The organism is Aliivibrio finisterrensis (assembly GCF_008933155.1).
Taxonomy (GTDB): Bacteria; Pseudomonadota; Gammaproteobacteria; order Enterobacterales; family Vibrionaceae; genus Aliivibrio; species Aliivibrio finisterrensis.
Window position 1 is genome coordinate 251550 of the sequence record NZ_WBVP01000001.1, and the last position, 24542, is coordinate 276091.

The 24542-nt window shown below is 39.7% G+C and carries 27 protein-coding genes and 1 riboswitch; of the genes, 6 read left to right on the forward strand and 21 right to left on the reverse strand.

From position 1 onward, the window contains the following. Positions 1 to 64: 64 nt before the first annotated feature. From ybgF to aspS, 15 genes are all read right to left on the reverse strand, one after another. On the reverse strand, positions 65 to 835 hold the full coding sequence (ybgF, locus tag F8B77_RS01145) for a tol-pal system protein YbgF (protein WP_151652988.1): 771 nt from the start codon (positions 833 to 835) through the stop codon (positions 65 to 67). Positions 836 to 860: 25 nt separating this feature from the next. Beyond that, entirely contained in the window at positions 861 to 1427 is a 567-nt protein-coding gene (gene pal, locus F8B77_RS01150) for a peptidoglycan-associated lipoprotein Pal (RefSeq protein WP_151652990.1), read from the reverse strand. A 32-nt stretch (positions 1428 to 1459) separates the two neighbouring features. Further along, positions 1460 to 2812, reverse strand: a complete 1353-nt coding sequence (gene tolB, locus F8B77_RS01155; RefSeq protein ID WP_151652992.1) for a Tol-Pal system beta propeller repeat protein TolB — start codon at positions 2810 to 2812, stop codon at positions 1460 to 1462. Positions 2813 to 2822: 10 nt separating this feature from the next. Continuing rightward, on the reverse strand, positions 2823 to 3851 hold the full coding sequence (gene tolA / locus F8B77_RS01160; RefSeq protein WP_151652994.1) for a cell envelope integrity protein TolA: 1029 nt from the start codon (positions 3849 to 3851) through the stop codon (positions 2823 to 2825). A 16-nt stretch (positions 3852 to 3867) separates the two neighbouring features. Continuing rightward, on the reverse strand, positions 3868 to 4314 hold the full coding sequence (tolR, locus tag F8B77_RS01165) for a protein TolR (protein WP_151652996.1): 447 nt from the start codon (positions 4312 to 4314) through the stop codon (positions 3868 to 3870). Then, positions 4314 to 4997, reverse strand: a complete 684-nt coding sequence (gene tolQ / locus F8B77_RS01170) for a protein TolQ (protein WP_151652998.1) — start codon at positions 4995 to 4997, stop codon at positions 4314 to 4316. Before tolQ ends, tolR begins: the two co-directional genes overlap by 1 nt. After that, on the reverse strand, positions 4987 to 5397 hold the full coding sequence (gene ybgC / locus F8B77_RS01175) for a tol-pal system-associated acyl-CoA thioesterase (protein WP_130043244.1): 411 nt from the start codon (positions 5395 to 5397) through the stop codon (positions 4987 to 4989). Before ybgC ends, tolQ begins: the two co-directional genes overlap by 11 nt. Positions 5398 to 5579: 182 nt before the next feature. Further along, positions 5580 to 5882 (reverse strand): cyd operon YbgE family protein, encoded by a 303-nt coding sequence (locus F8B77_RS01180; protein WP_151653000.1) that lies wholly within the window; start codon positions 5880 to 5882, stop codon positions 5580 to 5582. Then, complete coding sequence (gene cydX / locus F8B77_RS01185) at positions 5875 to 5982, reverse strand: cytochrome bd-I oxidase subunit CydX (RefSeq protein WP_012550467.1); 108 nt, start codon at positions 5980 to 5982, stop codon at positions 5875 to 5877. The genes F8B77_RS01180 and cydX overlap by 8 nt, the downstream gene beginning before the upstream one ends. 12 nt (positions 5983 to 5994) lie before the next feature. Further along, the gene (gene cydB, locus F8B77_RS01190; RefSeq protein ID WP_151653002.1) at positions 5995 to 7131 is read right to left on the reverse strand and encodes a cytochrome d ubiquinol oxidase subunit II; all 1137 of its coding nucleotides are present in this window, start codon (positions 7129 to 7131) and stop codon (positions 5995 to 5997) included. A gap of 17 nt (positions 7132 to 7148) precedes the next feature. After that, positions 7149 to 8735, reverse strand: coding sequence for a cytochrome ubiquinol oxidase subunit I (gene cydA / locus F8B77_RS01195; protein ID WP_165366798.1), 1587 nt, complete (start codon positions 8733 to 8735; stop codon positions 7149 to 7151). 376 nt (positions 8736 to 9111) lie between these two features. Next, complete coding sequence (ruvB, locus tag F8B77_RS01200; protein ID WP_151653004.1) at positions 9112 to 10125, reverse strand: Holliday junction branch migration DNA helicase RuvB; 1014 nt, start codon at positions 10123 to 10125, stop codon at positions 9112 to 9114. A 122-nt stretch (positions 10126 to 10247) separates the two neighbouring features. Then, a complete protein-coding gene (gene ruvA, locus F8B77_RS01205; protein ID WP_151653006.1) occupies positions 10248 to 10871 on the reverse strand; it encodes a Holliday junction branch migration protein RuvA in 624 nt (207 codons plus the stop codon). Between the two features lie 91 nt (positions 10872 to 10962). After that, a complete protein-coding gene (ruvC, locus tag F8B77_RS01210) occupies positions 10963 to 11484 on the reverse strand; it encodes a crossover junction endodeoxyribonuclease RuvC (RefSeq protein ID WP_151653008.1) in 522 nt (173 codons plus the stop codon). A gap of 150 nt (positions 11485 to 11634) precedes the next feature. After that, a complete protein-coding gene (gene aspS, locus F8B77_RS01215) occupies positions 11635 to 13410 on the reverse strand; it encodes an aspartate--tRNA ligase (RefSeq protein ID WP_130048432.1) in 1776 nt (591 codons plus the stop codon). A gap of 368 nt (positions 13411 to 13778) precedes the next feature. Here aspS and cmoA point away from each other — a divergent pair, with 368 nt between their 5' ends. From cmoA to F8B77_RS01240, 5 genes are all read left to right on the forward strand, one after another. Beyond that, positions 13779 to 14507, forward strand: a complete 729-nt coding sequence (cmoA, locus tag F8B77_RS01220; RefSeq protein ID WP_151653010.1) for a carboxy-S-adenosyl-L-methionine synthase CmoA — start codon at positions 13779 to 13781, stop codon at positions 14505 to 14507. A 51-nt stretch (positions 14508 to 14558) separates the two neighbouring features. Continuing rightward, positions 14559 to 15533 carry a tRNA 5-methoxyuridine(34)/uridine 5-oxyacetic acid(34) synthase CmoB gene (cmoB, locus tag F8B77_RS01225; protein ID WP_151653012.1) on the forward strand — a complete coding sequence of 325 codons (975 nt, stop codon included), beginning with the start codon at positions 14559 to 14561 and terminating at the stop codon, positions 15531 to 15533. 79 nt (positions 15534 to 15612) lie between these two features. Continuing rightward, positions 15613 to 16380, forward strand: coding sequence for a putative ATP-dependent zinc protease (locus tag F8B77_RS01230; protein WP_130048429.1), 768 nt, complete (start codon positions 15613 to 15615; stop codon positions 16378 to 16380). 108 nt (positions 16381 to 16488) lie between these two features. Next, positions 16489 to 17997 (forward strand): inactive transglutaminase family protein, encoded by a 1509-nt coding sequence (locus F8B77_RS01235; RefSeq protein ID WP_151653014.1) that lies wholly within the window; start codon positions 16489 to 16491, stop codon positions 17995 to 17997. A 3-nt stretch (positions 17998 to 18000) separates the two neighbouring features. Next, entirely contained in the window at positions 18001 to 18966 is a 966-nt protein-coding gene (locus tag F8B77_RS01240; RefSeq protein WP_130043233.1) for an alpha-L-glutamate ligase-like protein, read from the forward strand. Between the two features lie 99 nt (positions 18967 to 19065). Here the strand turns inward: F8B77_RS01240 and moaE are convergent, their stop codons facing one another. The 4 genes from moaE to moaA form a co-directional block, all read right to left on the reverse strand. After that, on the reverse strand, positions 19066 to 19512 hold the full coding sequence (moaE, locus tag F8B77_RS01245; RefSeq protein ID WP_151653016.1) for a molybdopterin synthase catalytic subunit MoaE: 447 nt from the start codon (positions 19510 to 19512) through the stop codon (positions 19066 to 19068). A 1-nt stretch (position 19513) separates the two neighbouring features. After that, on the reverse strand, positions 19514 to 19759 hold the full coding sequence (moaD, locus tag F8B77_RS01250) for a molybdopterin synthase sulfur carrier subunit (RefSeq protein WP_130043232.1): 246 nt from the start codon (positions 19757 to 19759) through the stop codon (positions 19514 to 19516). Next, on the reverse strand, positions 19756 to 20235 hold the full coding sequence (moaC, locus tag F8B77_RS01255) for a cyclic pyranopterin monophosphate synthase MoaC (RefSeq protein WP_060990564.1): 480 nt from the start codon (positions 20233 to 20235) through the stop codon (positions 19756 to 19758). Before moaC ends, moaD begins: the two co-directional genes overlap by 4 nt. 12 nt (positions 20236 to 20247) lie before the next feature. Then, the gene (gene moaA / locus F8B77_RS01260; protein ID WP_151653018.1) at positions 20248 to 21237 is read right to left on the reverse strand and encodes a GTP 3',8-cyclase MoaA; all 990 of its coding nucleotides are present in this window, start codon (positions 21235 to 21237) and stop codon (positions 20248 to 20250) included. Further along, positions 21226 to 21373, reverse strand: a riboswitch (molybdenum cofactor riboswitch). Its footprint overlaps the gene before it by 12 nt. A 256-nt stretch (positions 21374 to 21629) precedes the next feature. Here moaA and yvcK point away from each other — a divergent pair. Further along, positions 21630 to 22508: a uridine diphosphate-N-acetylglucosamine-binding protein YvcK gene (gene yvcK / locus F8B77_RS01265; protein WP_151653020.1), complete on the forward strand. Its 879-nt coding sequence runs from the start codon at positions 21630 to 21632 to the stop codon at positions 22506 to 22508. Here yvcK and F8B77_RS01270 read toward each other — a convergent pair. Both F8B77_RS01270 and luxO read right to left on the reverse strand, forming a co-directional pair. Then, positions 22505 to 22849 carry an Hpt domain-containing protein gene (locus F8B77_RS01270; RefSeq protein WP_151653022.1) on the reverse strand — a complete coding sequence of 115 codons (345 nt, stop codon included), beginning with the start codon at positions 22847 to 22849 and terminating at the stop codon, positions 22505 to 22507. The genes yvcK and F8B77_RS01270 overlap by 4 nt on opposite strands. A 13-nt stretch (positions 22850 to 22862) precedes the next feature. Beyond that, complete coding sequence (gene luxO / locus F8B77_RS01275; RefSeq protein ID WP_151653024.1) at positions 22863 to 24290, reverse strand: quorum-sensing sigma-54 dependent transcriptional regulator LuxO; 1428 nt, start codon at positions 24288 to 24290, stop codon at positions 22863 to 22865. Between the last annotated feature and the right edge of the window lie 252 nt (positions 24291 to 24542).

Consider the following 24542-nt stretch of genomic DNA (forward strand, 5'->3'; position numbering starts at 1 on the left):
ATGCTATTGGCAGCAAGTTAGAGACAATAAAAAAGGAGCTCTTCGGCTCCTTTTTAGTTTCTATCTATAACGATTTTAACTGATTATTAGCTGTTTTCGCTGTTGTGCTATCTGGATATTCAGAAATCACTTTTTGATAATATTTTTGAGCGGTAGCTTTATTGTTATTTCGTTTAGCAAGTTCACCTAATTTTAATAAAGCATCTGCACGTTTATTTGAATCAGCATAACTTACTACTTTTGCGAAACTTTTTGCAGCTTCTATGTCATTTTTCTGAGCAAAGTAAAGCTGTCCTAACCAATAATGTGCGTTTGAGCTATATACAGAGTCAGGATAGGCTGCAACAAAATCTTGGAATGCTTTGGTTGCGCCAGCATAATCTTTTTTCTTTAAGATTAAATCAACTGCATTTTGATATGCTTCGTTTTCATTGGTATCAGCAGCATAAGCACCTGAGGAACTATCAGTCGCTTCTTCTGGAGTTGTTACTGGTACTGGCTTTGCTGTTCTCAGTGTATCGATCTCAATATATAGCTGACGTTGACGTTCTAGCATTTGATCAAGCTCATAGCTATTACGTTCAACCATTCCACGCATTTCTGACAATTCTTCTGATAAACCATCAAGCTGCTGCTGAAGCTGAAGCTGAATTTGGTTACGGCTTTTTATCAGGCGCTCTAAACGCTCAATGCTCGCTGAAGATGCAGGAGCAGAAGAAGTAGAATTGGAAGTCGCATTTAAATCTGTGACTGGAGCAGGTGCGGCGACCACAAGGGTCGCCGCACTAGCCAGCAACGTAAGCGGAACAATTCGCTTCAGGTTACTGTATTTCATATAAGTCAGCCTTATAAACTATCGATTAGTATACTAATACTGCGCGACGGTTTTTAGCGTAATCTTCAGCAGTGTGACCAAGAACCAGTGGTTTCTCTTCACCGTAGCTTACGATAGAGATTTGGTCAGCAGAAACACCTAAAGCTTGTAGGTATTTAGATACCGCTTTAGCACGACGCTCACCTAGTGCGATATTGTACTCAGGAGTACCACGCTCATCAGCATGACCTTCAACAGTTACTTTAACTGAAGGATCAGCGCTTAGGAAAGCAGCATGAGCAGCAAGTATATCATCGTATTCAGGAGCAATTGCTGAGTTATTAAATGCAAAGAAAACTGTGTTTATTTGACGAAGCTCTTGCTCTGCTTGTGCACGAACTTCAGCCTCTGTCATTACCTCATCAACTTGAACAGACGTAACAACAATAGTATCTGTTTGAACCTCTGCACCATTTGTTGTTTGAGATTCTGCAGCATTTGTTGATTCTTGGCCAGCAGTACTGTTAGTTGCGCTGTCGCTAGAACTACAAGCAGAAAGAGCAACCACAGGCAGTGCGATAAAAAGACTCTTAAGAAGTTTATTTAGTTGCATTATATTTTCCTTATTACCTAAATATTTAGTAGCTATAAAAATGGCGACCACGCTGGTGCCCTTACACGTCCGTTTGTCGCTGGTAAGCGAGCTTTAAAACGGCCATCGATAGAAACCATTGAAAGTACATTCTGTTTTCTATAAATGGAACTGTAAATCACCATACCGCCATTTGGCGCAATACTTGGTGACTCATCCAGCAGTGTCTTGGTTAATACCTGGAAAGAGCCTGTTTCTAAATCTTGTTTCGCTAGACTATATCCAGTCTCTGAGCGATTCACCATAATAATAGATTTACCGTCCGGAGTAATCTGCCCACCAAGATTTTGACTCCCCTGCCAAGTTAAACGTTTTGTTGAACCATCTTTTAAATTTACTCTATATATCTGAGGTTTACCACCCCGATCTGAAGTAAATATTAAAGACTTGTTATCAGGAGCCCAAAAAGGTTCCGTATTATTCGATCTTCCGTGCGTTATTTGACGTATTTTCTTCGTCTCTAGATTCACGATATAAATATTCAAACTTCCCGTTTTGGACAATACGATGGCTAATTCTTTGCCGTCATGTGAAAAACGTGGTGCACCATTATGACGAGGGTAAGAGGCAATTAATTCTCTCTTACCTGTGTAAATATCCATAATAAAAACTTGTGATTTTCTGTTTTCAAAACTCACATAAGCTAATTTTTTTCCATCAGGAGACCACGCAGGTGACATAATTGGTTGTTTTGATTTTAATACTAAACGTTCATTGTAACCATCATAATCAGCAACTCGTAGCTGATACGGATATTGTGCTTTATCATTAACCACAACATAAGCTATACGAGTTAGGAATGCCCCTCTCTCACCTGTCAATTTTTCATAAACGACATCAGAGATACGGTGTGCGTATTTACGTAACTGTTTTTTCGATAGTGTTGCAACTTTATTGACAAGAATATGCTCTCGAGTCAATACCAATTCACCAGTGCTGTTAAGAGCCTTCGATTGACCTTTCGTTAATTGACCACGAACGACATCGATTAATTTATAGGTAACTTCGTATTTACCTTGAGCATTAAGTTTCACTTCACCTGTAACAATCGCATCTACACCCATTCTAGTCCAAGCCTCGTAATTTATATCCGAGTCTTTATAAGGTGTTTGAGGCATTTTATTAATTGCCACTGGGCTAAATTTGCCACTGCGTTGTAGATCTGACGAGATAATAGCGGAAATATCTTGTGGTAATTTAGCCTCACCATGCCACTTAAACGGCACAATACCGATTGGCCTTGCAGAATCAATGCCTTCTGTTATGACCAACTCTAATTCAGCTCTTGTTGCTTGACTAAATGTTAAACAAGCAACAAAGAGAGTTAATATCCATCGTTTTAGCACTTGAGCTTCCTTATTCTGGTTGAACCGTAAGGTTTATGTTCGTTAATTTAGCAACAACATCTAAATCTTTTGGCATCGGGAATACATTTACTTTAGTTACCGCCGTTTTTGCTGCACGGCAAACTTGTGCATCTCCACCTAATGTTGTCACAGATAAAAGTAACCCTGATGACGCTAACTTAATTTTTACTCTACAACTTTTGCCTACATAGGTTTCATCAACCAATAGGTTCTGTTGAATCATTTGAGTGTAAATAGCAGCGTGCCGATTCACTTCATCATCAATATGTTGCTGCTTAGCCGATGAGTTTTGAACTGTCTCATCTTCTAACCCTGCAAAAATATCATTTAGCGCTGCTTCTTTTTGCTTTCGCTCAGCTTCTGCTTTCTCTACACGCTCTTTTTCTTTACGTACTTTTTCAGCAGCTGCTGCTTTGTCTTTTGCGACTCTTTCTGCTTCTACTTTCGCCGCTTTTTCTTTTGCTTTACGATCCGCTTCCGCTTTTGCTGCGCGTTCTTTTTCTAATTGCGCTTTCTTTGCTGCCTCTTTTGCGGCTTTTTCTTTATCAGCCTTAATTTTAGCCTGTTTTGCTACTTCAGCTTTTGCAGCGGCATCCGCTTTACGTTTTCGTTCAACTTCTTCAGCAACCGCACGCTCTTTTTGTTTCTTAGCTTCTGCTACTGCTTTTTTACGTTCTTCTTCAGCTTCTCGAGCCGCTTTTTTCTCTTTAACTTGTTGTTCTTTTAGTTTTCGAATTCGATCTTCTTCCGCTTTTCGATTTTTTTCTAACTGAGCAGCTTGTTGTTTTAATCGCTTTAAACGTTCTTGTTCAGCACGCTCTGCTCGTTCTCTCTCTTGACGGATCTGAGACGCTTGTTTTGCAATCGTATTTGGATCGATCACAACGGCTTGGATAGTATTAGGCTTTGCTTTGTGATCCAGAGAAAAATCACTGCCAAAGATAAGCGCTGCCACGAGCAACAAGTGCAACACGACAGATACAATAATAGCAAAAGTGTAATTATTATCCGATTTCATTAATGATTATTCACTTCTATTCCTTGAGATCGGTAAGTAATCCAACTTTACTCACCCCGGCACGACTTAATTCATCAAGAACTAAAACAATCTCTGCATATGGCGTGCTAGCGTCCCCACCTACCGCAACGGGTGAATTAGGTTTAATGCTCAACTCTGCTTTCACATTAGTGATCACCTCTTGCATTGACATAGGCCGACGAACATCTTGATTATCAACACTTAAGCCAAGGTTTCCATCTTTATCAATTTCAACAATGATAAATGTTGCATTAGGATCTTCACCCGCCATCGCTTGCGCCGATTTTGTGTTACTCATCTCTGGTAATTCAACATCTACCCCTTGAGTGACAAACGGAGCCGTTACCATAAAGATAATTAATAACACCAACATGACATCAATGTAGGGAACCACATTAATTTCAGCCGTTAATTTTCTTTTCTTAGGTTGATAGCCAGACATTACTTCTCCTGACTTGCCATAGTTTGACGATGTAAAATGCTTGAGAACTCATCCATAAAAGCAGCGTAGTTATGCTCTAACTTGCCAACTTTAACACTAAGTCTATTATAGGCAATAACCGCTGGAATCGCAGCAAATAAGCCCATGGCTGTTGCAACCAATGCTTCAGCGATACCTGGAGCAACCATTGCTAGTGTTGCTTGCTTTACTGCTCCTAGCGCAATAAACGCATGCATGATACCCCATACGGTACCAAATAAACCTATGTATGGTGTTATAGAACCGACAGTTGCAAGAAAAGGTAGGTTGGTTTCAAGAGCGTCTACCTCTCGCGAAATCGTAACGCGCATAGCTCTAGATGTTCCATCCATTACCGCTTCAGACGATGAACTCACTCGAGATAAGCGAGCAAACTCATTAAAGCCAGAATAGAAGATTTTTTCAGTACCACTGATTCGATCTTTACGAACTTTCACTTCATTAAACAGCTGTGACAGATCCATTCCTGACCAGAATTTATCTTCGAAGCGTTCTGCATCAATACGAGCAACGGCTAAAATTTTTGAGCGCTTGAAGATCATGGCCCATGATGTTACCGACAAGCCTAATAAAATAAGCATCACGATCTTAACTAATAAACTAGCTTGTAGAAATAGATCGAGAATTGATAGTTCACCTGTCACAAGTTATCTCCGATAGTATAAATGATGGAATCGCTGTTGGTTTCATCTTTGAGTTATCAATACAGGCTACCTTAACCGTAGCTTTGCACAATACCTTCCCTTCAGAATTAACCAATAACTGACAAAAGGTTAGCGATACTTTTTTAAATTCTGTTATAGATGTTTCAACTTTGAGCTGTTCGTCTAACCGTGCAGCTTGAATGAAATCAATATTAATACTTTTTACAACAAATCCTATCGATTGCTTTAACAGTACTTGTTGAGAGACACCATGATGGCGCAATAATTCCGTTCGTGCTCGTTCAAAAAACTTTAAATAGTTAGAATGGTATACAACTCCGCCAGCGTCTGTGTCTTCATAATAAATAGTGATCGGCCATTCAAACGTGTTGTTATCCATTACATTTTTCTCTTTTCTTTTTGAAAAATCCATTGCTCACTATAACCGATTTTTTATTAGCATCACTATAACAAATCAGAATTTTAGGCTATTTCATCAAAAAAAAGCAGTTTGATACTTAAATAAGTAACAAACTGCTTAGTATGCTGTTGCAGTACACAAACTTTTATCGGCTTATCACTTTAGAAAAAATACAAGTAACTAAAGTAGCCTAAGATTGCTATTGAAAAATACGGACTAAATATCAGCTTCCAAATCCATTTATGAGGAGTAAAACCCACAGCAAAAATGAATGCAGTACACACTGAATAAATTAAGCTTGGGGCTAATAAGCCACTAAATCCACCAATTTGTTCTGAGTACACTCTTGGTTCCCACATCAGCATTGCCATGTGAAATACCGCAGCTGCAACCAACAATAATCGTACTACGATATTGTTGATTGGGCTGTGGACGCTGTCTATTTTGTCAGCGAGATTACTCACTGTCTTTGTCCATCATTTCTGAATGCTCTAACCAAAGTGCATTAATGATTGCAAATGAACATGCTAGTAGCACACCTAGGATCCATGCGAAATACCACATAATAAATACTCCTTAGTAAAGAGACGTTTTGTTCTCTTCAATGAATTTAGAATCAAGACGACCAAACATTTTGTAGTACGTCCAAATGGTATAAGCAAGAATAATTGGCACCATTACGATAGCAACATAAGTCATTAATCGCAGCGTCAATTCACTTGATGTCGCATCCCACATAGTTAAACCATGATCAGGATTAAAGCTTGATGGCATTACGAATGGGAATAATGCGAAACCAGACGTTAAAATAACACCCGCATTCGTTAAGCTAGAACTTAAGAACGCTAAACCACCGATATTTGCACGAGAAGCTATAATAGTAACGATAGGCATGATCACAGCGAGTGCTGGAGCAATCCAAAGTAGTGGATATTCATTATAATTATTGAATAGCGCACCTACTTCACGAACCACTTCTTTATTTAGTGGATCAGAGGCTGCATTGTGATCAAGAACCGTAGTAATTACATAACCTTCGATGCTTTGAGCCCAGAAACCAGCGATAACAAACAGGACAATAACAGCAACACTACAAATCATCGCTACATTACGAGAGCGAGTATGAAGCTCTTCTGTTGTTTTCATCTGTAGCCATGTCGCACCTTGAGTGATGAACATTGCTGAACTCACTAAACCACAAAGCAATGCAAATGGGTTTAACAACTCAAAGAAACCGCCATGATAACTCAGCATCATTAGGTTGTTTAACTCGAATGGTACACCTTGAAGTAAATTACCAAACGCAACGCCAAAGATCACTGGTGGTACAAAGCTACCGATAAAGATCGCAGCATCCCACGCTGAACGCCAGCGTTTATCTTCGATTTTAGAACGGTAATCAAACCCTACTGGACGGAACCATAATGCTGCTAATGTTACGATCATTGCTAGGTAAAAACCTGAGAATGATGCAGCATATACTAATGGCCATGCAGCAAATAATGCACCACCGGCAGTGATTAACCATACTTGGTTACCATCCCAGTGTGGGGCAATTGAGTTAATCATAACTCGACGTTCTGAATCTGTTTTTCCGATAACAGGTACTAGTGCACCAACACCCATATCGAAACCATCTGTTACAGCGAAGCCAATCAGTAATACACCGATTAATGCCCACCAAACAAATCGCAATACTTCATAATCAAACATTGCTCAAATCTCCGTTTTTATGCTTCTACTTGGCGAGTTAATTTCGCTTCTGAATCTTGACCGTCTTGCTCAAAGTGGTAGCGACCTGTTTTTAGGCTGCTTGGACCTTTGCGCGCGAATTTCACCATTAGGTAAACTTCAGCAATCAAGAATATCGTGTATAAGCCAATGATTGCAGCCATTGAGATTAAGATCTCTGTTGCTGTCAATGCTGATGCTGCTACGTGAACTGGTAAGATTTCACCAACAGCCCATGGTTGACGACCATATTCTGCAACGAACCAACCTGCTTCAATCGCAATCCATGGTAGTGGCATACCAAATAGCGCTGCTTTAAGTAGCCATTGTTTTTGACCAATCTTTTGACGACAAGTCTGAACAAAAGCAAAACCAAAGATAAGTAGCATAGCTACACCACACGCAACCATGATACGGAATGAGAAGAACAACGGCCATACTGTTGGAATTGAATCATCCGCAGCGGCTTTAATTTGCTCTTCAGACGCATCAACTACTTTGTCAGTATAACGTTTCAGCAATAGGCCATAGCCTAAGTCATGCTTAACGTCATCAAACGCAGCGATGTTTTCTGGTGTTTTCTCACCATTACGTAATTTTTCAAGTAAACCGTATGCAACCATACCGTTACGAATACGAAGTTCGTGTTGGTCTTTAAGATCACGTAAACCAGTTACCTGCTTATCTAATGAACGCGTCGCAATAATACCCATAACATATGGGATCTTAATTGCGTAATCCGTTTCCATTGTTTCTTGATTTGGTAAACCAATAACAGTAAATGCTGCAGGTGCTTCTTCTGTGTGCCATTCTGCTTCAATCGCTGCAAGTTTAACTTGTTGAACTTCACCTAGCTCATAGCCAGATTCATCACCAAGTACCATTACAGATAAAATTGATGCCATACCAAAAGAAGCTGCAATAGCAAATGAACGACGTGCAAATGCAATATCACGACCTTTAAGTAGGTAGTAAGAACTCACACCAAGAACAAACATTGCACCACAGGTATAACCCGAAGCTACCGTATGTACGAATTTAACTTGTGCTACCGGATTTAGTACAACTTCAGCGAAGCTCACCATTTCCATACGCATTGTTTCAAAGTTAAATTCCGCACCTACTGGGTTTTGCATCCAACCATTAGCCACTAGAATCCAAAGCGCTGAGAAGTTAGAACCTAAAGCAACTAACCACGTCACTGTAAGGTGCTGACGTTTTGATAAACGATCCCAACCAAAGAAGAATAAACCTACAAAAGTAGATTCTAGGAAGAAAGCCATTAGTGCTTCGATGGCAAGAGGTGCCCCGAAGATATCACCAACATAGTGAGAATAATAAGCCCAGTTAGTACCAAACTGGAACTCCATCGTTAGGCCCGTAGCAACACCTAATGCGAAGTTAATACCAAACAACTTACCCCAGAACTTTGTCATGTCCTTGTAGATTTGTTTGTCTGTCATTACATATAAAGACTCCATGATAGCCAATAAAAAGGCCATACCTAAAGTCAGAGGAACGAATAGGAAGTGATACATCGCTGTCATTGCAAACTGCAATCGCGATAACTCCACTACATCAGTGATCATGAGAACTCCTTTGTGCCAGGCTGAATGACACAGTGCTTTCACTCTATTTGGGTGAATGTGACACTATTTTATGGCTCTAATAGTTATAACCGTATCGGTAACCATAAAGTGTTACGTAGTTGTGTAAAAAACGTTAGCTTAATGTTAAGCATAACCTAATATAGAACTCGCTAATATTAATAGGAAACACGATATCTTTCAAAAGATTTGTCCCTTTTTTGAAAGTTAATTACAGTTTTTTTACATAAACACATGTTTTTCACAATTTACACCTTTCTCATACGAAAAAACGGATGATTTTGATCACCCGCTTTCACTAAACTTATTATCTTATAGTATGTACTATGACAAATTATGAATAAGTAACTTTTGACTATTTTTCTGGTCTATCAATGCCAAAATGCAAATAAGCACGATCAGAAACAATTCGCCCTCTTGGTGTTCGTTGTAAATAACCTTGTTGAATCAAGTAAGGTTCGATGACATCTTCAATCGTATCTCTTTCTTCGCCAATAGCTGCCGCAATATTATCAAGACCAACCGGACCGCCATCAAATTTTTCCATAATGGCTAATAAAAGCTTTCTATCCATATAATCAAAACCTCGAACATCTACATCAAGCATGTTCAACGCTTTGTCTGCAATATCAGAAGATATATGACTATCGCTCATTACATCCGCATAATCCCGTACTCGACGTAATAATCGATTAGCAATACGTGGTGTACCACGAGCGCGACGGGCAACTTCAAGCGCACCTTCAGATTCCATCGATAAATTCAGGCAATCTGCACTACGTTGAACAATATATTGAAGATCCTCGACTTTGTAATACTCTAATCGTTGCACAATACCAAAACGATCACGCAGTGGAGACGTTAGTGAACCGGCCCTTGTCGTTGCACCGATAAGAGTAAAAGGGGGTAAGTCAATTTTAATAGAGCGAGCTGCAGGGCCCTCACCAATCATAATATCTAACTGATAATCTTCCATAGCTGGGTAGAGTATCTCTTCAACAACTGGGCTTAATCGATGGATCTCATCAATAAATAAAATGTCGTTTTCTTCTAAGTTAGTCAGAAGCGCCGCCAAATCTCCTGCTTTTTCAAGAACAGGACCAGAAGTCGTACGAATATTTACTTCCATCTCGTTGGCAACGATATTCGCTAATGTCGTTTTACCCAAACCTGGTGGACCAAAAATCAATAGATGATCGAGGGGTTCATTACGCATTTGTGCTGCTTTAATGAAAATCTCCATCTGGCTGCGAACATGGTCTTGACCTCTATAGTCTTCTAGTTTCTTAGGTCGTATCGCTCGATCGATGACTTCTTCTTCACGAAAAACAGGGTTATCAGCAGCAATAAGGCGATCAGCTTCAATCATAAAATGGCACTCAGCGATTCAATAAATAATAGTAAATAAAAAAATTCATAGCGAGTATTGACAAATATTATACCAATGTAATTAATTAGATAATAATGTCCAGATAATTACTGGAATTGTTATTAGATCATAGATTTCAATGATTCACGAATTAATGCTTCGCTTGTCATATCAGGTTTTGCTATTTGAGAAATAATTTTAGACGCCTGTACCTGCTTATAACCAAGAGATATCAATGCACTTACCGCTTCATCTTGTGCACTTTGAGGAGAATAAATTAGATTAGAACCATCGTCCATTGGCGCAGCATCAGTTGCTGGAGTAAATAAATCACCAGCACCCCACCCTTTCAAACGGTCTTTCATTTCAACAACTAGACGCTCTGCTGTTTTCTTTCCAACACCAGGTAATTTCACTAAGGTTGAAATATCTTCACGCTCGACACTTTGTACAAATTGGGATGCTGTCATTCCAGATAAAATAGCAAGGCCAAGTTTAGGGCCAACACCATTAGCTTTAATCACTTCTCTAAATAAAGCTCGTTCTTTTTTAGTATTAAAGCCATATAGCAATTGAGCATCTTCACGTACTACATAGTGAATATAGATGATCGCTTCGGTGCCAATCTCAGGTAACTCATAAAAACAACTCATTGGCATTTGGACTTCATAGCCAATACCACTCACTTCAATTAATAATTCTGGTGGTTGTTTTTCTAATAGATTTCCACGAAGGCGTCCGATCACAATAGATACTCTTTAAAATAAATTAACTAGATCGAATAGTAATAAAGAACTGGATAGATATCCAGTAAAAGAAATGAGAATTTGACAGACTCTAGCGGTATCTCCCACGTCGAACACTCGTTGCTTTGCCTGCCAAGGCTATTAAGGTTTTATTAGTATTGGCATGACAAATCGCAACCCCTAGCCCATCGGCGGCATCGGCTTGTGGTTTTGCTGGAAGTTTCAGCATACTCATTACCATATGTTGAACTTGTGATTTATCTGCACCACCCGTTCCTGTTACAGCTTGCTTAATTAAACGTGCTGCATATTCATAAACTGGGAGATCCGCATTGACAGCAGCTACTATTGCACTGCCTCGTGCTTGGCCTAACTTTAATGCTGAATCTGCATTTTTAGACATAAAAACTTGTTCGATAGCGAATACATCAGGTTGAAACTGAGTAATAATTTCAGAAACACCTGCGTATATTTGTTTTAAACGACCAGGAAGTTCTTTTTCTGACATACGGATACAACCGCTACCTAAATATTGTAGGTGTCGGCCATTTTGACGAATAACGCCGTAGCCAGTAATGCGAGAGCCGGGATCGATCCCTAAAATGATAGACATAGTAAAACCACTGATTATTTATACATGTATATTAGCGAGGTATCCCCATAAACTCAAGGTATTACTAGCACTTGCTTGTCTCGTTTTAAATAGAGCAGATACAAAAATGCCCGCATTACACGGGCATTTTTAAGAATAAAGAAAACTTAATTAAGCGTCTTTTTTCTCAGCAAGTTTTACTGCAATCGATAGCTCAGTAAGAGACTCAGGATTTGCAAGACTTGGTGCGTTCGTTAGTAGACACGCTGCTGCTGTTGTTTTCGGGAATGCGATAACATCACGGATATTTTCAGTTCCACAAAGAAGCATAGCTAAACGGTCAAGACCGAATGCAAGGCCTGCATGTGGCGGCGTACCGTATTTAAGCGCTTCAAGTAAGAAACCGAATTTCTCTTGTTGCTCTTTCTCTTCAATACCTAGAATGCCAAATACTGCAGTTTGCATTTCAGCATTGTGGATACGAACAGAACCACCACCCACTTCATAGCCATTGATAACCATGTCGTACGCATCAGAATTAGCGGCTGCTGGGTTTGCTTTGAGCTCTTCAGCTGTAACACCTAAAGGAGAGGTGAATGGGTGATGCATTGCGTGCAAGTTACCTTCGCCATCCTCTTCAAACATTGGGAAATCGATAACCCAAAGTGGAGCCCAAGCTTTCTTATCTGTAAGCTCAAGATCATCACCTAATTTAATACGTAAAGCGCCCATTGCTTCTGCAACGATGCCTGCTTTATCAGCACCAAATAGAATGATGTCGCCAGTTTCAGCTTCAGTACGCTCTAAAATACTATTTACGATATCTTCGCTTAGGAACTTAGCAACAGGTGATTGAACACCTTCAAAGCCAGCAGCACGATCGTTCACTTTCATCCAAGCTAGACCTTTCGCACCGTAGATACCTACGAACTTACCGTATTCATCAATTTGCTTACGAGAAAGCGATGCGCCACCAGGAACACGAATAACCGCTACACGGCCTTTTTCATCGTTAGCAGGGCCAGAGAATACTTGGAATTCAACTTCTTTAAGAAGATCAGCAACGTCCACTAACTCTAGTGGGTTACGTAGATCTGGCTTATCAGAACCAAAACGACGGATCGCTTCAGAGAATGGCATGATTGGGAATTGACCAAGCTCAACATCTAATAGCTCTTTCCACATATCATGAACTAGACGCTCTGTGATTTCACGAACTTGAGTCGATGATAAGAAAGACGTTTCGATATCGATTTGGGTAAATTCAGGTTGACGGTCAGCACGTAAATCTTCATCACGGAAACATTTAACGATTTGGTAATAACGGTCAAAACCAGACATCATCAGAAGTTGCTTAAACAACTGTGGTGATTGTGGAAGTGCGTAGAAGCTGCCTTTATGAACACGGCTTGGTACTAGGTAATCACGAGCACCTTCTGGTGTCGCTTTTGTTAGTACTGGTGTTTCGATATCTAAGAACAAGTTCTCATCTAAGAAACGACGAACGAAGCTAGATGCGCGAGCACGTAACTTGATGCGGTCACTCATTTCTGGACGACGTAAATCAATGTAGCGGTACTTCAGGCGTTGTTCTTCTGAGTTTGTTTGGTTGAAATCCAGTGGAAGTGCTTCCGAACGGTTGATGATCTCAAGACCTGTCGCGTAAAGTTCAACTTCACCCGTAGCCATGTCTTTATTTACTTGGCTGTCAGGACGAACACGTACTTCACCAGTAAATTTGATACAGAACTCATTACGCAGTTGGTTAGCGATTGAAAAGATATCTTTCATATCTGGGTCAACAACTACCTGAACGATACCTTCACGATCTCGCATATCAATAAAGATAAGACCGCCTAAATCACGGCGACGGTTTACCCAGCCGCAAAGTTCTACAGTTTGCCCTGCCAGGGACTTGTTCAGGTTACCACAGTAATGGGTGCGCATGATGATTTTCCCAATCTAATATATATCAATAGTAAATACAGTAAAAAGACTCACTGCATTTTTCATAAACCGATTTACGCTTGCTAAAATGACGAATAAAACAGCTAGCTTGCTGAATTAATAAGCGAAACGCAAAAATATAGCAGCATTATAAAGGAAAATCCCTTTAACGACATAGCAAGGTGAAAAAAAAGTTCACTTTCAACTTTCACAGCTCTAAAGACATTAAGATAAGAATTAACTACAATAGTGACCTAAATGCGCAGGAGCGCGCAGAAAAATGCCATTCTAGGTAAGTAGTACACCAATATTTACCTAGAATTGTATAATGTAAGTACGGATGTAAAAACTGCCTTTGTGAGAATCCCATGGCTAACCCTGACACAATATTTTCCGCCCCAATTGATAAAATTGGTGACTTCACGTTTGATGAACGTGTTGCTGAAGTTTTTCCAGATATGATCCAACGTTCAATCCCGGGCTATAGTAACATTATTTCCGCGATTGGAATGCTTGCTGAACGTTACGCGAAACCTCATTCAAATGTGTACGATTTAGGGTGTTCATTAGGGGCGGCAACACTTTCTATGCGCCGTCATATTAATCAAGAAGGCTGCCAAATTATTGGAGTTGATAACTCTTCAGCCATGGTTGAACGTTGTCGTTTACTTATTAATGCCTATCGCTCTGACACACCAGTGACTATTATTGAAGCAGATATCCGAGATGTTGATATTAAAGATGCATCTGTTGTCGTTCTTAACTTCACCTTACAGTTTTTAGCGCCAATCGATCGCCGTGCTTTACTTGAAAAAATTTATGCTGGTTTACGTCCTGGCGGTATTCTTATCTTATCTGAGAAATACATATTTGAAGATGAAAGCGCGAACGAGTTACTTATCGACCTGCACCATGATTTCAAGCGTGCAAATGGCTATAGTGAACTAGAGATCAGTCAAAAGCGCAGTGCTATCGAACATGTCATGCTGCCTGATACCATTGATACTCATAAACAGCGCTTTAATGATATTGGTTTTAAGAGTGCGGAAGTTTGGTTCCAATGCTTCAATTTCGGCTCTATGTTTGCCATAAAATAATCAAAATATTGCCTTTATTTTTTTACTTATTTATTAATTTAAGATACTTCAATGATTAATTTTGCTAATTTTTATACTCTTATCTCTCAAGATACTATCCTTCAACCGTGGTTGAATACGCTTCCTCAGCAATTGACTGATTGGCAAAATGCAGAGCATGGTGATATTGAACGCTGGACTAAAGCACTTAAAAAAATCCCTGAAGGATGTGCGGATAACATTGATTTAAAAACATCCGTAACGTTATCAAATAACACACCTTTAGCTGATGGACAACGTAAAAAATTAGAAAACTTATTACAAACTTTCCACCCTTGGCGTAAAGGGCCTTTTACAGTTCACGATATTCACATTGATACAGAGTGGCGCTCAGACTGGAAGTGGGATCGTTTACTACCTCACATTACACCACTAAAAAATCGTTCAGTGTTAGATGTTGGTTGTGGTAACGGATATCATATGTGGCGCATGCTTGGTGAAGAAGCACGCCTATGCGTAGGTATCGATCCATCGCACCTATTTTTAATTCAGTTTGAAGCTATCCGTAAGTTAATGGGTAATGACCAACGTGCTCACCTATTACCATTGGGGATAGAACAACTTCCTGAATTAAATGCGTTTGACACCGTATTTAGCATGGGAGTTCTTTATCACCGTCGCTCTCCATTAGATCACCTAATTCAATTAAAAAATCAATTAGTGGCTGGTGGCGAATTAGTATTAGAAACACTGGTTATTGATGGTGATGAAAATGCGGTATTAATGCCTGTCGATCGTTATGCGCAAATGCGTAATGTTTATTTCTTTCCATCGGCTCGGGCATTAAAAGTCTGGCTTGAAAGCGTTGGCTTTGTTGATGTGAAAATTGTAGATGAATGTGTCACAACTACTGGCGAGCAGCGTTCAACAGAATGGATGAAACATAATTCATTACCTGAATATCTAGACCCAAATGACTCAACAAAAACAATTGAAGGCCACCCTGCTCCCAAGCGTGCGATCTTAATTGCAAAAAAACCTGACTAAACGCTAACATTTAGGGGCTATGCGCCTCTATTTATTATCGTTATTATCTCCATGTTAATTTAACTCAACGGAACATCAAATGATCCAACGAATTTTACCACTGGTTGCTATTTTAAGCCTTTCAGGCTGTGCTCTAACCCAACAAGCAGCACCAGTTGCTTCAGATAATACAGAAACAGTTGCAGCCATTAAGTCTATGGAAACCAATCTAAACACTCGTTTAGATGGTATGGAAACAAAGATTGAGACGCAAAATGACTATATTTCAACATTAGAGAAAGAGCTGTCGAACGTATCAGAAGAACTATCAATAGTTCGTTCTGAACAAACCAAAATTCAAGCAAGTATAAAGCAAGCTACCTCTAAAAAAGCTCGCCTAGCACCAGTTCCTATTTCTATGCAAACTCAATCATTGAAAGACACCTTAATTTTAGGTGCGATTGAAAATGTTGAAATTGCTGATATTAAGCAGCAATTTACTGCTCGTATTGATACAGGGGCAACAACCTCTTCTCTTAATGCCGTTGATCTTCAAGAGTTTGAGCGAAATGGCACTCAATGGGTTCGATTCCATCTAATCAACCAAGATGCGCAAGCAGATGGAAAACTAGAGTGGATCACCGCGCCGGTTATTCGTAACGTTAAAATTCGTCAATCAACCACAGAAGAAATGGAACGCCGCCCGGTTGTTGAGCTTTGGATCAAACTTGGGGCAATCCATGAAAAAGTTCAGTTTACTCTTGCCGACCGCTCTCACATGACTCATTCTGTTTTACTTGGTCGTGAGTTTATTCAAGATATTGCTGTTATTGACGTCAGTAAAGAGTTTGTTCAAAGCAAAAAATAGTTTCTACCTCAAATAAGTGGTAATTTATTCAATATGTTAATAGCATAATTTACCGCTTTAATTACAATTATAATTATCTTTTCGATATGCTATTACAACGAGGACGTTATGCCATCAAGAGTGCCTTTTTATTTTCTGATTTCACTATTAATTGTCGCGGGGCTTACATTAAGTTGGTTACGCCATGACTCATACGGGGTACCTTGGACACCCGGTGAAAGAAGCCAAGTTTGGGATGTAGAAGCCCGAATTCAATTTGATGCAATCAATAAACCAGTAAAAGTATCTATGGCTGCCCCACAAAACCAAGCCGGCTTTACTATTGTCGATGAGAGTGCATCTTCTCCAGGCTACGGTATTGCTTATTTAACGACAGAGCATGGACGACGTGCCGAATGGACTATCCGCCAAGCCGACGGGCCACAAACCCTTTATTATAAGACTCAAATTTTAGTTGACCCATTCGCAGAAGCGACCATTGAGCCACCGAAATCAGAGAAACCAGAAGCGGTTACTTTTGAGGGTCCACACGAAGCTGCAGCTATCTCATTATTAGATCAAGCAAGAGCTCGTTCTTCTGATGACATTACACTAACTCGTGAACTAATTAAGCAATTTAATGATCCTGATAATCAAAATGCCTCTTTACTCCTAAATGACTTAACCAAAGTCCAAGCCGTTTCTAAATTATTAAGCTACGAAGCGATTCATAATAAAATCGTAGGCGCTCTTTGGTTAGAAGATGGGCGTCGTCGCCAATCTGTACAACACATGGTTGAAGTATGGAATGGTGAAAAGTGGCAACTATTCAATCCTGAGACGGGTGAGCAAGGCCAACCTACGAACTTACTGCTTTGGGATGAAACCAATGTCTCTCTATTAGATGTTGTTGGCGGTAAAAACAGCCAAATTAACTTCTCAATGATTGCACAAGAAATATCACCAACAGCGGCAACCGAGAAAAAAGTAGAAGCAGATAACTTATTAAACTTCTCTATCCATAGCTTACCTCTTGAAGAGCAATCGATGTTTAAAACCATCATGCTTATTCCTATTGGTGCGTTAATGGTTGTTTTCTTACGAGTTATTGTCGGCTTAAAAACCTCTGGTACTTTCATGCCAGTACTTATTGCTGTTGCTTTTGTACAAACTCAACTAGTCACTGGTATTGTCGGTTTCTTACTGATTGTTGGTACTGGTTTGGTTATTCGTAGTTACTTATCTAAACTCAACCTACTTCTGGTAGCAAGAATCTCCGCGGTGATAATCACCGTCATTATGATCATCTCAATCTTCACGATTGTTGCCTTTAAGATTGGTTTAACCGCTGGGTTAAGTATTACTTTCTTCCCTATGATTATTCTATCTTGGACGGTTGAACGTATGTCTATCCTTTGGGAAGAAGAAGGTTGGAAAGAAGTGGCGACACAAGGTGGTGGTTCATTATTAACTGCAATCTTGATTTATATCGCAATGACAAACCCATTTGTACAGCATTTAACGTTTAACTTTATTGGTGTTCAGCTAATTATCCTAGCGGTTATCCTAATGCTTGGTAACTACACGGGCTACCGTTTAAGTGAGCTTCGCCGCTTTAAGCCTTTAGCGGAGGACTAACTTATGTTTAGTAGATTTACATCTCCGTCAAAACTAAAAGCCAAAGGGATCATGGGAATGAATCAACGTAACGGCAGCTACATTGGCCGTTACAATGACCGTAGTAAATACCCATTAGTTGATGATAAATTAAAAACTAAGATTATTGCCGAAAAAGCTGGGGCTACGGTACCTAAGCTTATTGGGGTGATAGACAGCCAAGCTGAAGTAAAAAACATTCACGATATCGTTAAAGATTGGCCTGGGTTTGTTATCAAACCAGCCCAAGGCAGTGGCGGTAAAGGTATTTTAGTTATTACTTCACATAAAGATGGGGTGTATTACAAACCTTCTGGCGCAGAAGCCAATAAACAAGATGTGGAACGTCACATTACCAATACATTGGCAGGTCTTTTCTCCCTTGGTGGAAAAAATGATGTGGCAATGATTGAAAACTTGATCCAATTTGATGATGTGTTTGATGGCTTCAGTTACGAAGGCGTGCCCGATGTACGAATTATTGTATTTAAAGGCTACCCTGTCATGGCTATGATGCGTTTATCAACCACTGACTCTGATGGTAAAGCTAACTTGCACCAAGGTGCGGTTGGTGTAGGGATTGATATTGGTACAGGTAAAGCTGTACGCGCTGTACAGTTTGACTTACCTGTTGAAAAGCACCCTGATACTGGCAAGCTATTAAGTACCTTAGAGGTTCCACATTGGCATAAACTGCTAACTCTTGCATCAAGTGCATGGGAAATGACAGGCTTAGGCTATATGGGAACGGATATGGTTTTAGATAAAGTGTATGGACCAATGGTGCTTGAACTTAATGCTCGTCCAGGTTTAGCGATTCAAATAGCGAATGGTACAGGGCTACTGCCTCGCTTAAAACATATTGAGAGCTTGGAAGAAACTGTCCCTTACCCAACCCCAGAAGCACGTGTTGCTTATGCGATGGAGCAATTTGGTATTTATAATAAATAACAAACTGTCACTCGCTCAATCTAAATAGAAAAAGGGAAGAAAGCATATGCTCTCTTCCCTTTTTTATTCTTTATTCTTTATTCTTTTACTATTAAGGAATTACTTTTCCCAGCGTTGCGCCGCTGATTTATCTGTTTCTCTTGATTCAACCCAGCGCACCTCTTTAGTTGTTCGTTCTTTTTTCCAGAACGGTGCATTGGTTTTTAAGTAATCCATAATGAATTCACACGAATCAAACGCAGCACCACGATGGGCACTTGATACACCAACAAAGACGATTTGATCACCAAGTTCTAAGTCCCCTACTCGGTGAATCACTTTCACTTTAAGTAATGGCCAACGTGCTTTGGCTTGTGCAACAATATCGTTAAGAGACTTTTCGGTCATTCCTGGGTAATGCTCTAGAGACAGCCCTGTCACATCATCGCCAAGGTTCATGTCTCGAACTTTACCAATAAAAGTAACCACTGCACCCGCAGCGGTTCCTTCTGCTAATAATTGATATTCATCTCCAACATTAAAATCATGCTCTTGAACTGAAATCATATTAACCACCTGTCACTGGTGGGAAGAAAGCAACCTCATCACCGTCAGCAACTGCTGAATCTAAACTTGAAATCGTTTGATTAATAGCAACCAGTAATTTGCCTTTCTCTAGCGCTAAATCCCATTTGCCTTCTTTTTTACTTAACTCTTCACGGATCTCTTCGGCAGTTGCGTAATCGCCTGTTAACTCAAGTTTGTCAGTACCTACTAACTCTTTTGTTTGTGCGAAAAATAATACTGTAATCATGCGTCTGCCTTAAAATGTCCAGATTTACCGCCCGTCTTTTCTAATAAACGAACCTGACCAATAACCATGTCTTTTTGAACCGCTTTACACATATCATAGATGGTTAATGCCGCAACCGATGCCGCTGTTAATGCTTCCATCTCAACGCCTGTTTTACCCGCTAATTTACATACAGATTCAATACGAACCATGTTTTCTGCTTCAATCGCTTCAAGCTGAACTTCAACTTTAGTTAGCAGTAATGGGTGGCACAGTGGAATAAGATCCCACGTTTTTTTAGCCGCTTGAATACCAGCAATACGAGCTGTCGCAAACACATCACCTTTATGGTGAGAGCCTGAAACAATCAGTTTTAACGTTTCTGGAGCCATATGAACAAACGCTTCGGCGCGCGCTTCTCGTACTGTTTCTTGCTTAGCTGAAACATCAACCATGTTCGCCTCACCAGAGGCATTAATATGAGTAAAATTTGACATAATTCTTCTTTATTATCCGCCAATAGAGGCTAAGTGTGGGGTCATTCCAGCGTGGCCATCATGTAAAAAGTGGCCTTCCGCCTTATTATCTAGCTGAGTTTGAATACGTTGGATCAACTCATCTTGTTGTGTATCTTCTTGCAGTAATTCACGTAAATCGACGCCATAATCACCAAACAAGCACATATGTAATTTGCCTTTTGCTGATACACGTAGTCGGTTACAGCTTTGGCAAAAATCTTTTTCATACGGCATGATCAAACCAATCTCGCCCATATAATCAGGATGAGTAAAGACTTGAGCTGGGCCATCACTTTCACCGCGTGGCTTCAATATCCAATTATTAGCAATTAAATGATTACGAATAGACACACCAGACTGATGATGATTTTTAAATAGATCGTTCATTTCACCCGTTTGCATCAATTCAATAAAACGTAATTGAATTGGGCGAGTTTGAATCCACTTTAAAAATAGAGGTAATTCGGTGCTATTAAGATCTTTAAGTAGAACAGTATTCACTTTTACCTGCTTAAAGCCCACTTCGATTGCCTTATCAATACCAGCCATAACGTCGGCAAATTTATTTTCACCTGTGATCTGATAAAACATATTGGGATTTAAACTATCAACACTGACATTAATATCCGTAAGGCCTGCTGCTCGCCATTCAGCAACATGCCTTTCCATGCGGTAACCATTGGTCGTAGTAGCGACTTTGGTTATGCCTGGCTGTGAAGCTACGGTACGAATGATCTCAGTAAAATCTTTACGCAGACTTGGTTCTCCGCCGGTGATACGTACTTTTGACGTACCACAACGGGCAAACGCACTCACCGTACGTTTGATTTCATCAAGCTCAAGGAAGGACTCTCGCTTGCCATTTTCTGGTCGATAACCATCAGGTAAGCAATAAGTACATTTAAAATTACAGACGTCTGTAATCGACAACCGTAAGTAATAAAACTTACGATTAAAATTATCTTCGAATTGTTTCGCCACGGAACACCTTTCCAAACACGGGAGGCTTGTTCATTTCCAAACAAACCCTTGTGACCGAATTGTCACTGGCTCACGCTACATATTGAGTGCTTCTTAAAAACAACTTAGCAGCTTGAGCTCGGAGTTATGGCAACCAAACCTAATCGACAATAGATTACCCCATCGCTAATAATTAAGTTGGCGCTCTTATTAAAATACTCAATATTTCTGTGGTTTTCCAATTTTTTTCATATTTCTTCGAAATTCCTCTATTTTGTTTGATTAATGTTATTTTTATGCGCTTATTCAGTCTTCAAACTGTGATTAATTCAGCATTTACATAATGATTGCTTGTTCTCACTTTCTAGATCCACGACACTGAAAGCAATACTAATTCGAATAAAGTAAATGTTATGAATGAACATCAAATTGTTGCTATCGGAGGCGGACATGGCTTAGGCCGAGTACTTGCTGCATTAAGTGATTTTGGTAAAAACGCCACGGGAATCGTTGCCACCACCGATAATGGAGGCTCAACAGGCCGAATTAGAGAGTGCCAAGGTGGTATTGCATGGGGAGATACACGTAATTGTATTAACCAACTTATCACGGACCCATCTATCAGCTCAATGATGTTTGAATACCGCTTTAAAGGACAAGGTGAATTACACGGCCATAATCTTGGAAATTTAATGCTCACCGCATTAGATAACCTTAGCGTTCGCCCTTTAGATGCCATCAACCTTATTCGTGACATGCTAAAAGTAGAAACGCAAATAATCCCAATGTCTGAACATCCGTCTGATTTAGGCGCATTAACGACAGATTTACGTAAAATATCTGGCGAAAGCAATATTGATGAGATGAGTCAACTTCCTTTACGGCTTTTTTTAGACCCAGAAGTTCCTGCTACCTTCGAAGCCATTGAGGCGGTGAAAAAAGCTGATTTAATTTTATTAGGTCCTGGAAGTTTCTTAACCAGTATTATGCCACCACTGCTGTTGACTGGATTAGGTAAAGCTATTGGCGAAAATAATACAGCTAAGGTCGTCTTTATTGATAACTTATCAAAAGAGTTTGGACCAGCAGGAAAAATGGATCACAAAATGATGCTTGAATGGTGTGAGCGCGCTTGTTTAGGAAGAAAAGTGGATGTTATTTTAACAGATAAAAAGCTAGTGGAATTACAACAAGAATACGATTGTAAAACCACAGATTTAGCCTCACTGAACCATGACTGGCGACACGATAGAGATAAACTAAAACAAGCTGTAATCAACTTATTGGATTAATACACTTGCTTCATTAATAATTCACGATAAGCCAATTCAGTTCCACGCGCAATATTAACAAATTCGGAGATATTGCGCTCAACCCACTCTTTCTGCTCTGTCTTTGCTTTCTCTTCAATATGAATAGCCATCATTGCTAGCTTATCAGCACCAAAGCTACCTGCGCTGCTTTTTAAGCAGTGACTTATCTCTCTTACCTTCTCAATTTCAGGCTGAGCAGTAAGCGTCTCAATAAACTCATCTAACTCGTCACAAAAAATACCAAAAAGAAAAGGAACATTCTCGCCTCCAACTTCTTGGACCAATTGATTCAGCGCTATTTGATTTATATACTGGCTCACAGTAGCTCCTCTATTATTTTTTATTCCAGGATTGTAATTTTCTATATAACGTTGATGCGCTGACCTCTAAACATTTAGCTGCCTGCGGTATATTTCCATCACATAAAACAATTGCAGATTCAATGATCTTCTTTTCTGATTGCCACAATGGAACAATGCCATCACGGCTATCCCAACTAATACTATAAAGCGCACTTTCCGTATTATTAGGCGTTGACAGCTCATCGCTTATGGCCTCAATAGAAGCAATATTTGAACCAACCTTACGCTCAATGGACAATGGAGGTGGAAGCATCGATAGTTCAACTTCTTTACCTCTATTTAATACCACTACGTTTCTAATGACATTTTGTAACTGGCGAACATTACCAGGCCAATCATAATTCAAAAACCGGTCAATGACTTCTGGACTAAAAGTAATAAATTCACGTCCTTCTTCATTTGAAAAATGGCCAAGAATAGAGTGGGCAATCTCTATAATATCATTGCCCCGATCACGCAACGGTGGCAAAGTCAGTGGGATAACATGAAGTCGATAATAAAGGTCTTCACGAAACCGCCCTTCTTGGACTTCAAGCCACGGATCTCTATTCGTCGCACAAACAAAACGAACATCTACTCCGCTCATTTTAGAAGAGCCTACTTTTTGAAATGTACCTGTTTGAATAAAACGTAATAATTTGGTCTGCAAATCCAAATCCATTTCACACAGTTCGTCTAAAAAAAGTGTCCCCCCATCGGCCTGTTCTGCTGCACCTTTTCGATCAACGGAAGCACCAGTAAATGCACCTTTAACATGACCAAACAGCTCACTTTCTATTAAGTCTTTTGGTATTGCCGCGCAGTTTATCGCAATAAAAGGGCCTTCATAGCGCTTACTTGCAGCATGCACGGCCTCTGCACACACTTCTTTACCTGTACCGGATTCACCAGTAATAAAAATAGTCGCTTTACTCGAAGCTGCAGAATCAATCGTTCGATACACTTTATTCATTTGAGAGCTACTCCCAATAAAACCTTGGTATTGTTTATTGGTTTTATTTGAACTCCCTTTTGCTTCATCTTGGTATTTTTGAGCTTGTCGAAGTGCGTTATTTACGGTAACCCTTAACCGGTCGGCCTCACAGGGTTTAATTAAAAAATCCTGAGCGCCCAATTGCATTGCTTCAACGGCAGCATCAATAGAACCATGAGCCGTCATTAAAACCACGGGAATATTTTTACTATTTTTTCTAATCTCTGTTAATACCTCAAAGCCAGTCATATCAGGCAATCGCAAATCAAGTAAAACAAGATCAGGGGTTCTTTCTTCAATTTTTACAATAGCATCCCCCCCTTTAGCAACAACATCAATATCGAAACCCAAGGGATTAAGATAAGAGCGGTATAAAGCTGCTACTGAAGCGGTATCCTCAACCATTAATAAATATTTCTTTAGCATGAGCCACCATTAAGTAACAAAAAACATAATATTCGCATTATGCAATTTCAAAATGCGAATATCAAATTGCAAAATACAAAAACTTAGTTATTTTGTTTATTTTTTAGACCTGAGAGTCCACTTTTTGCTGTTAAAAAAGTTGGCACGCTACCTGCTATGTTTATAGTGACCCTTTAAGCCAAAGGGTCACCTAGCCAACTGACGTTGTTAGTGAAATTTACTTTCACATAAACAATAAAGCCAACCGGGATA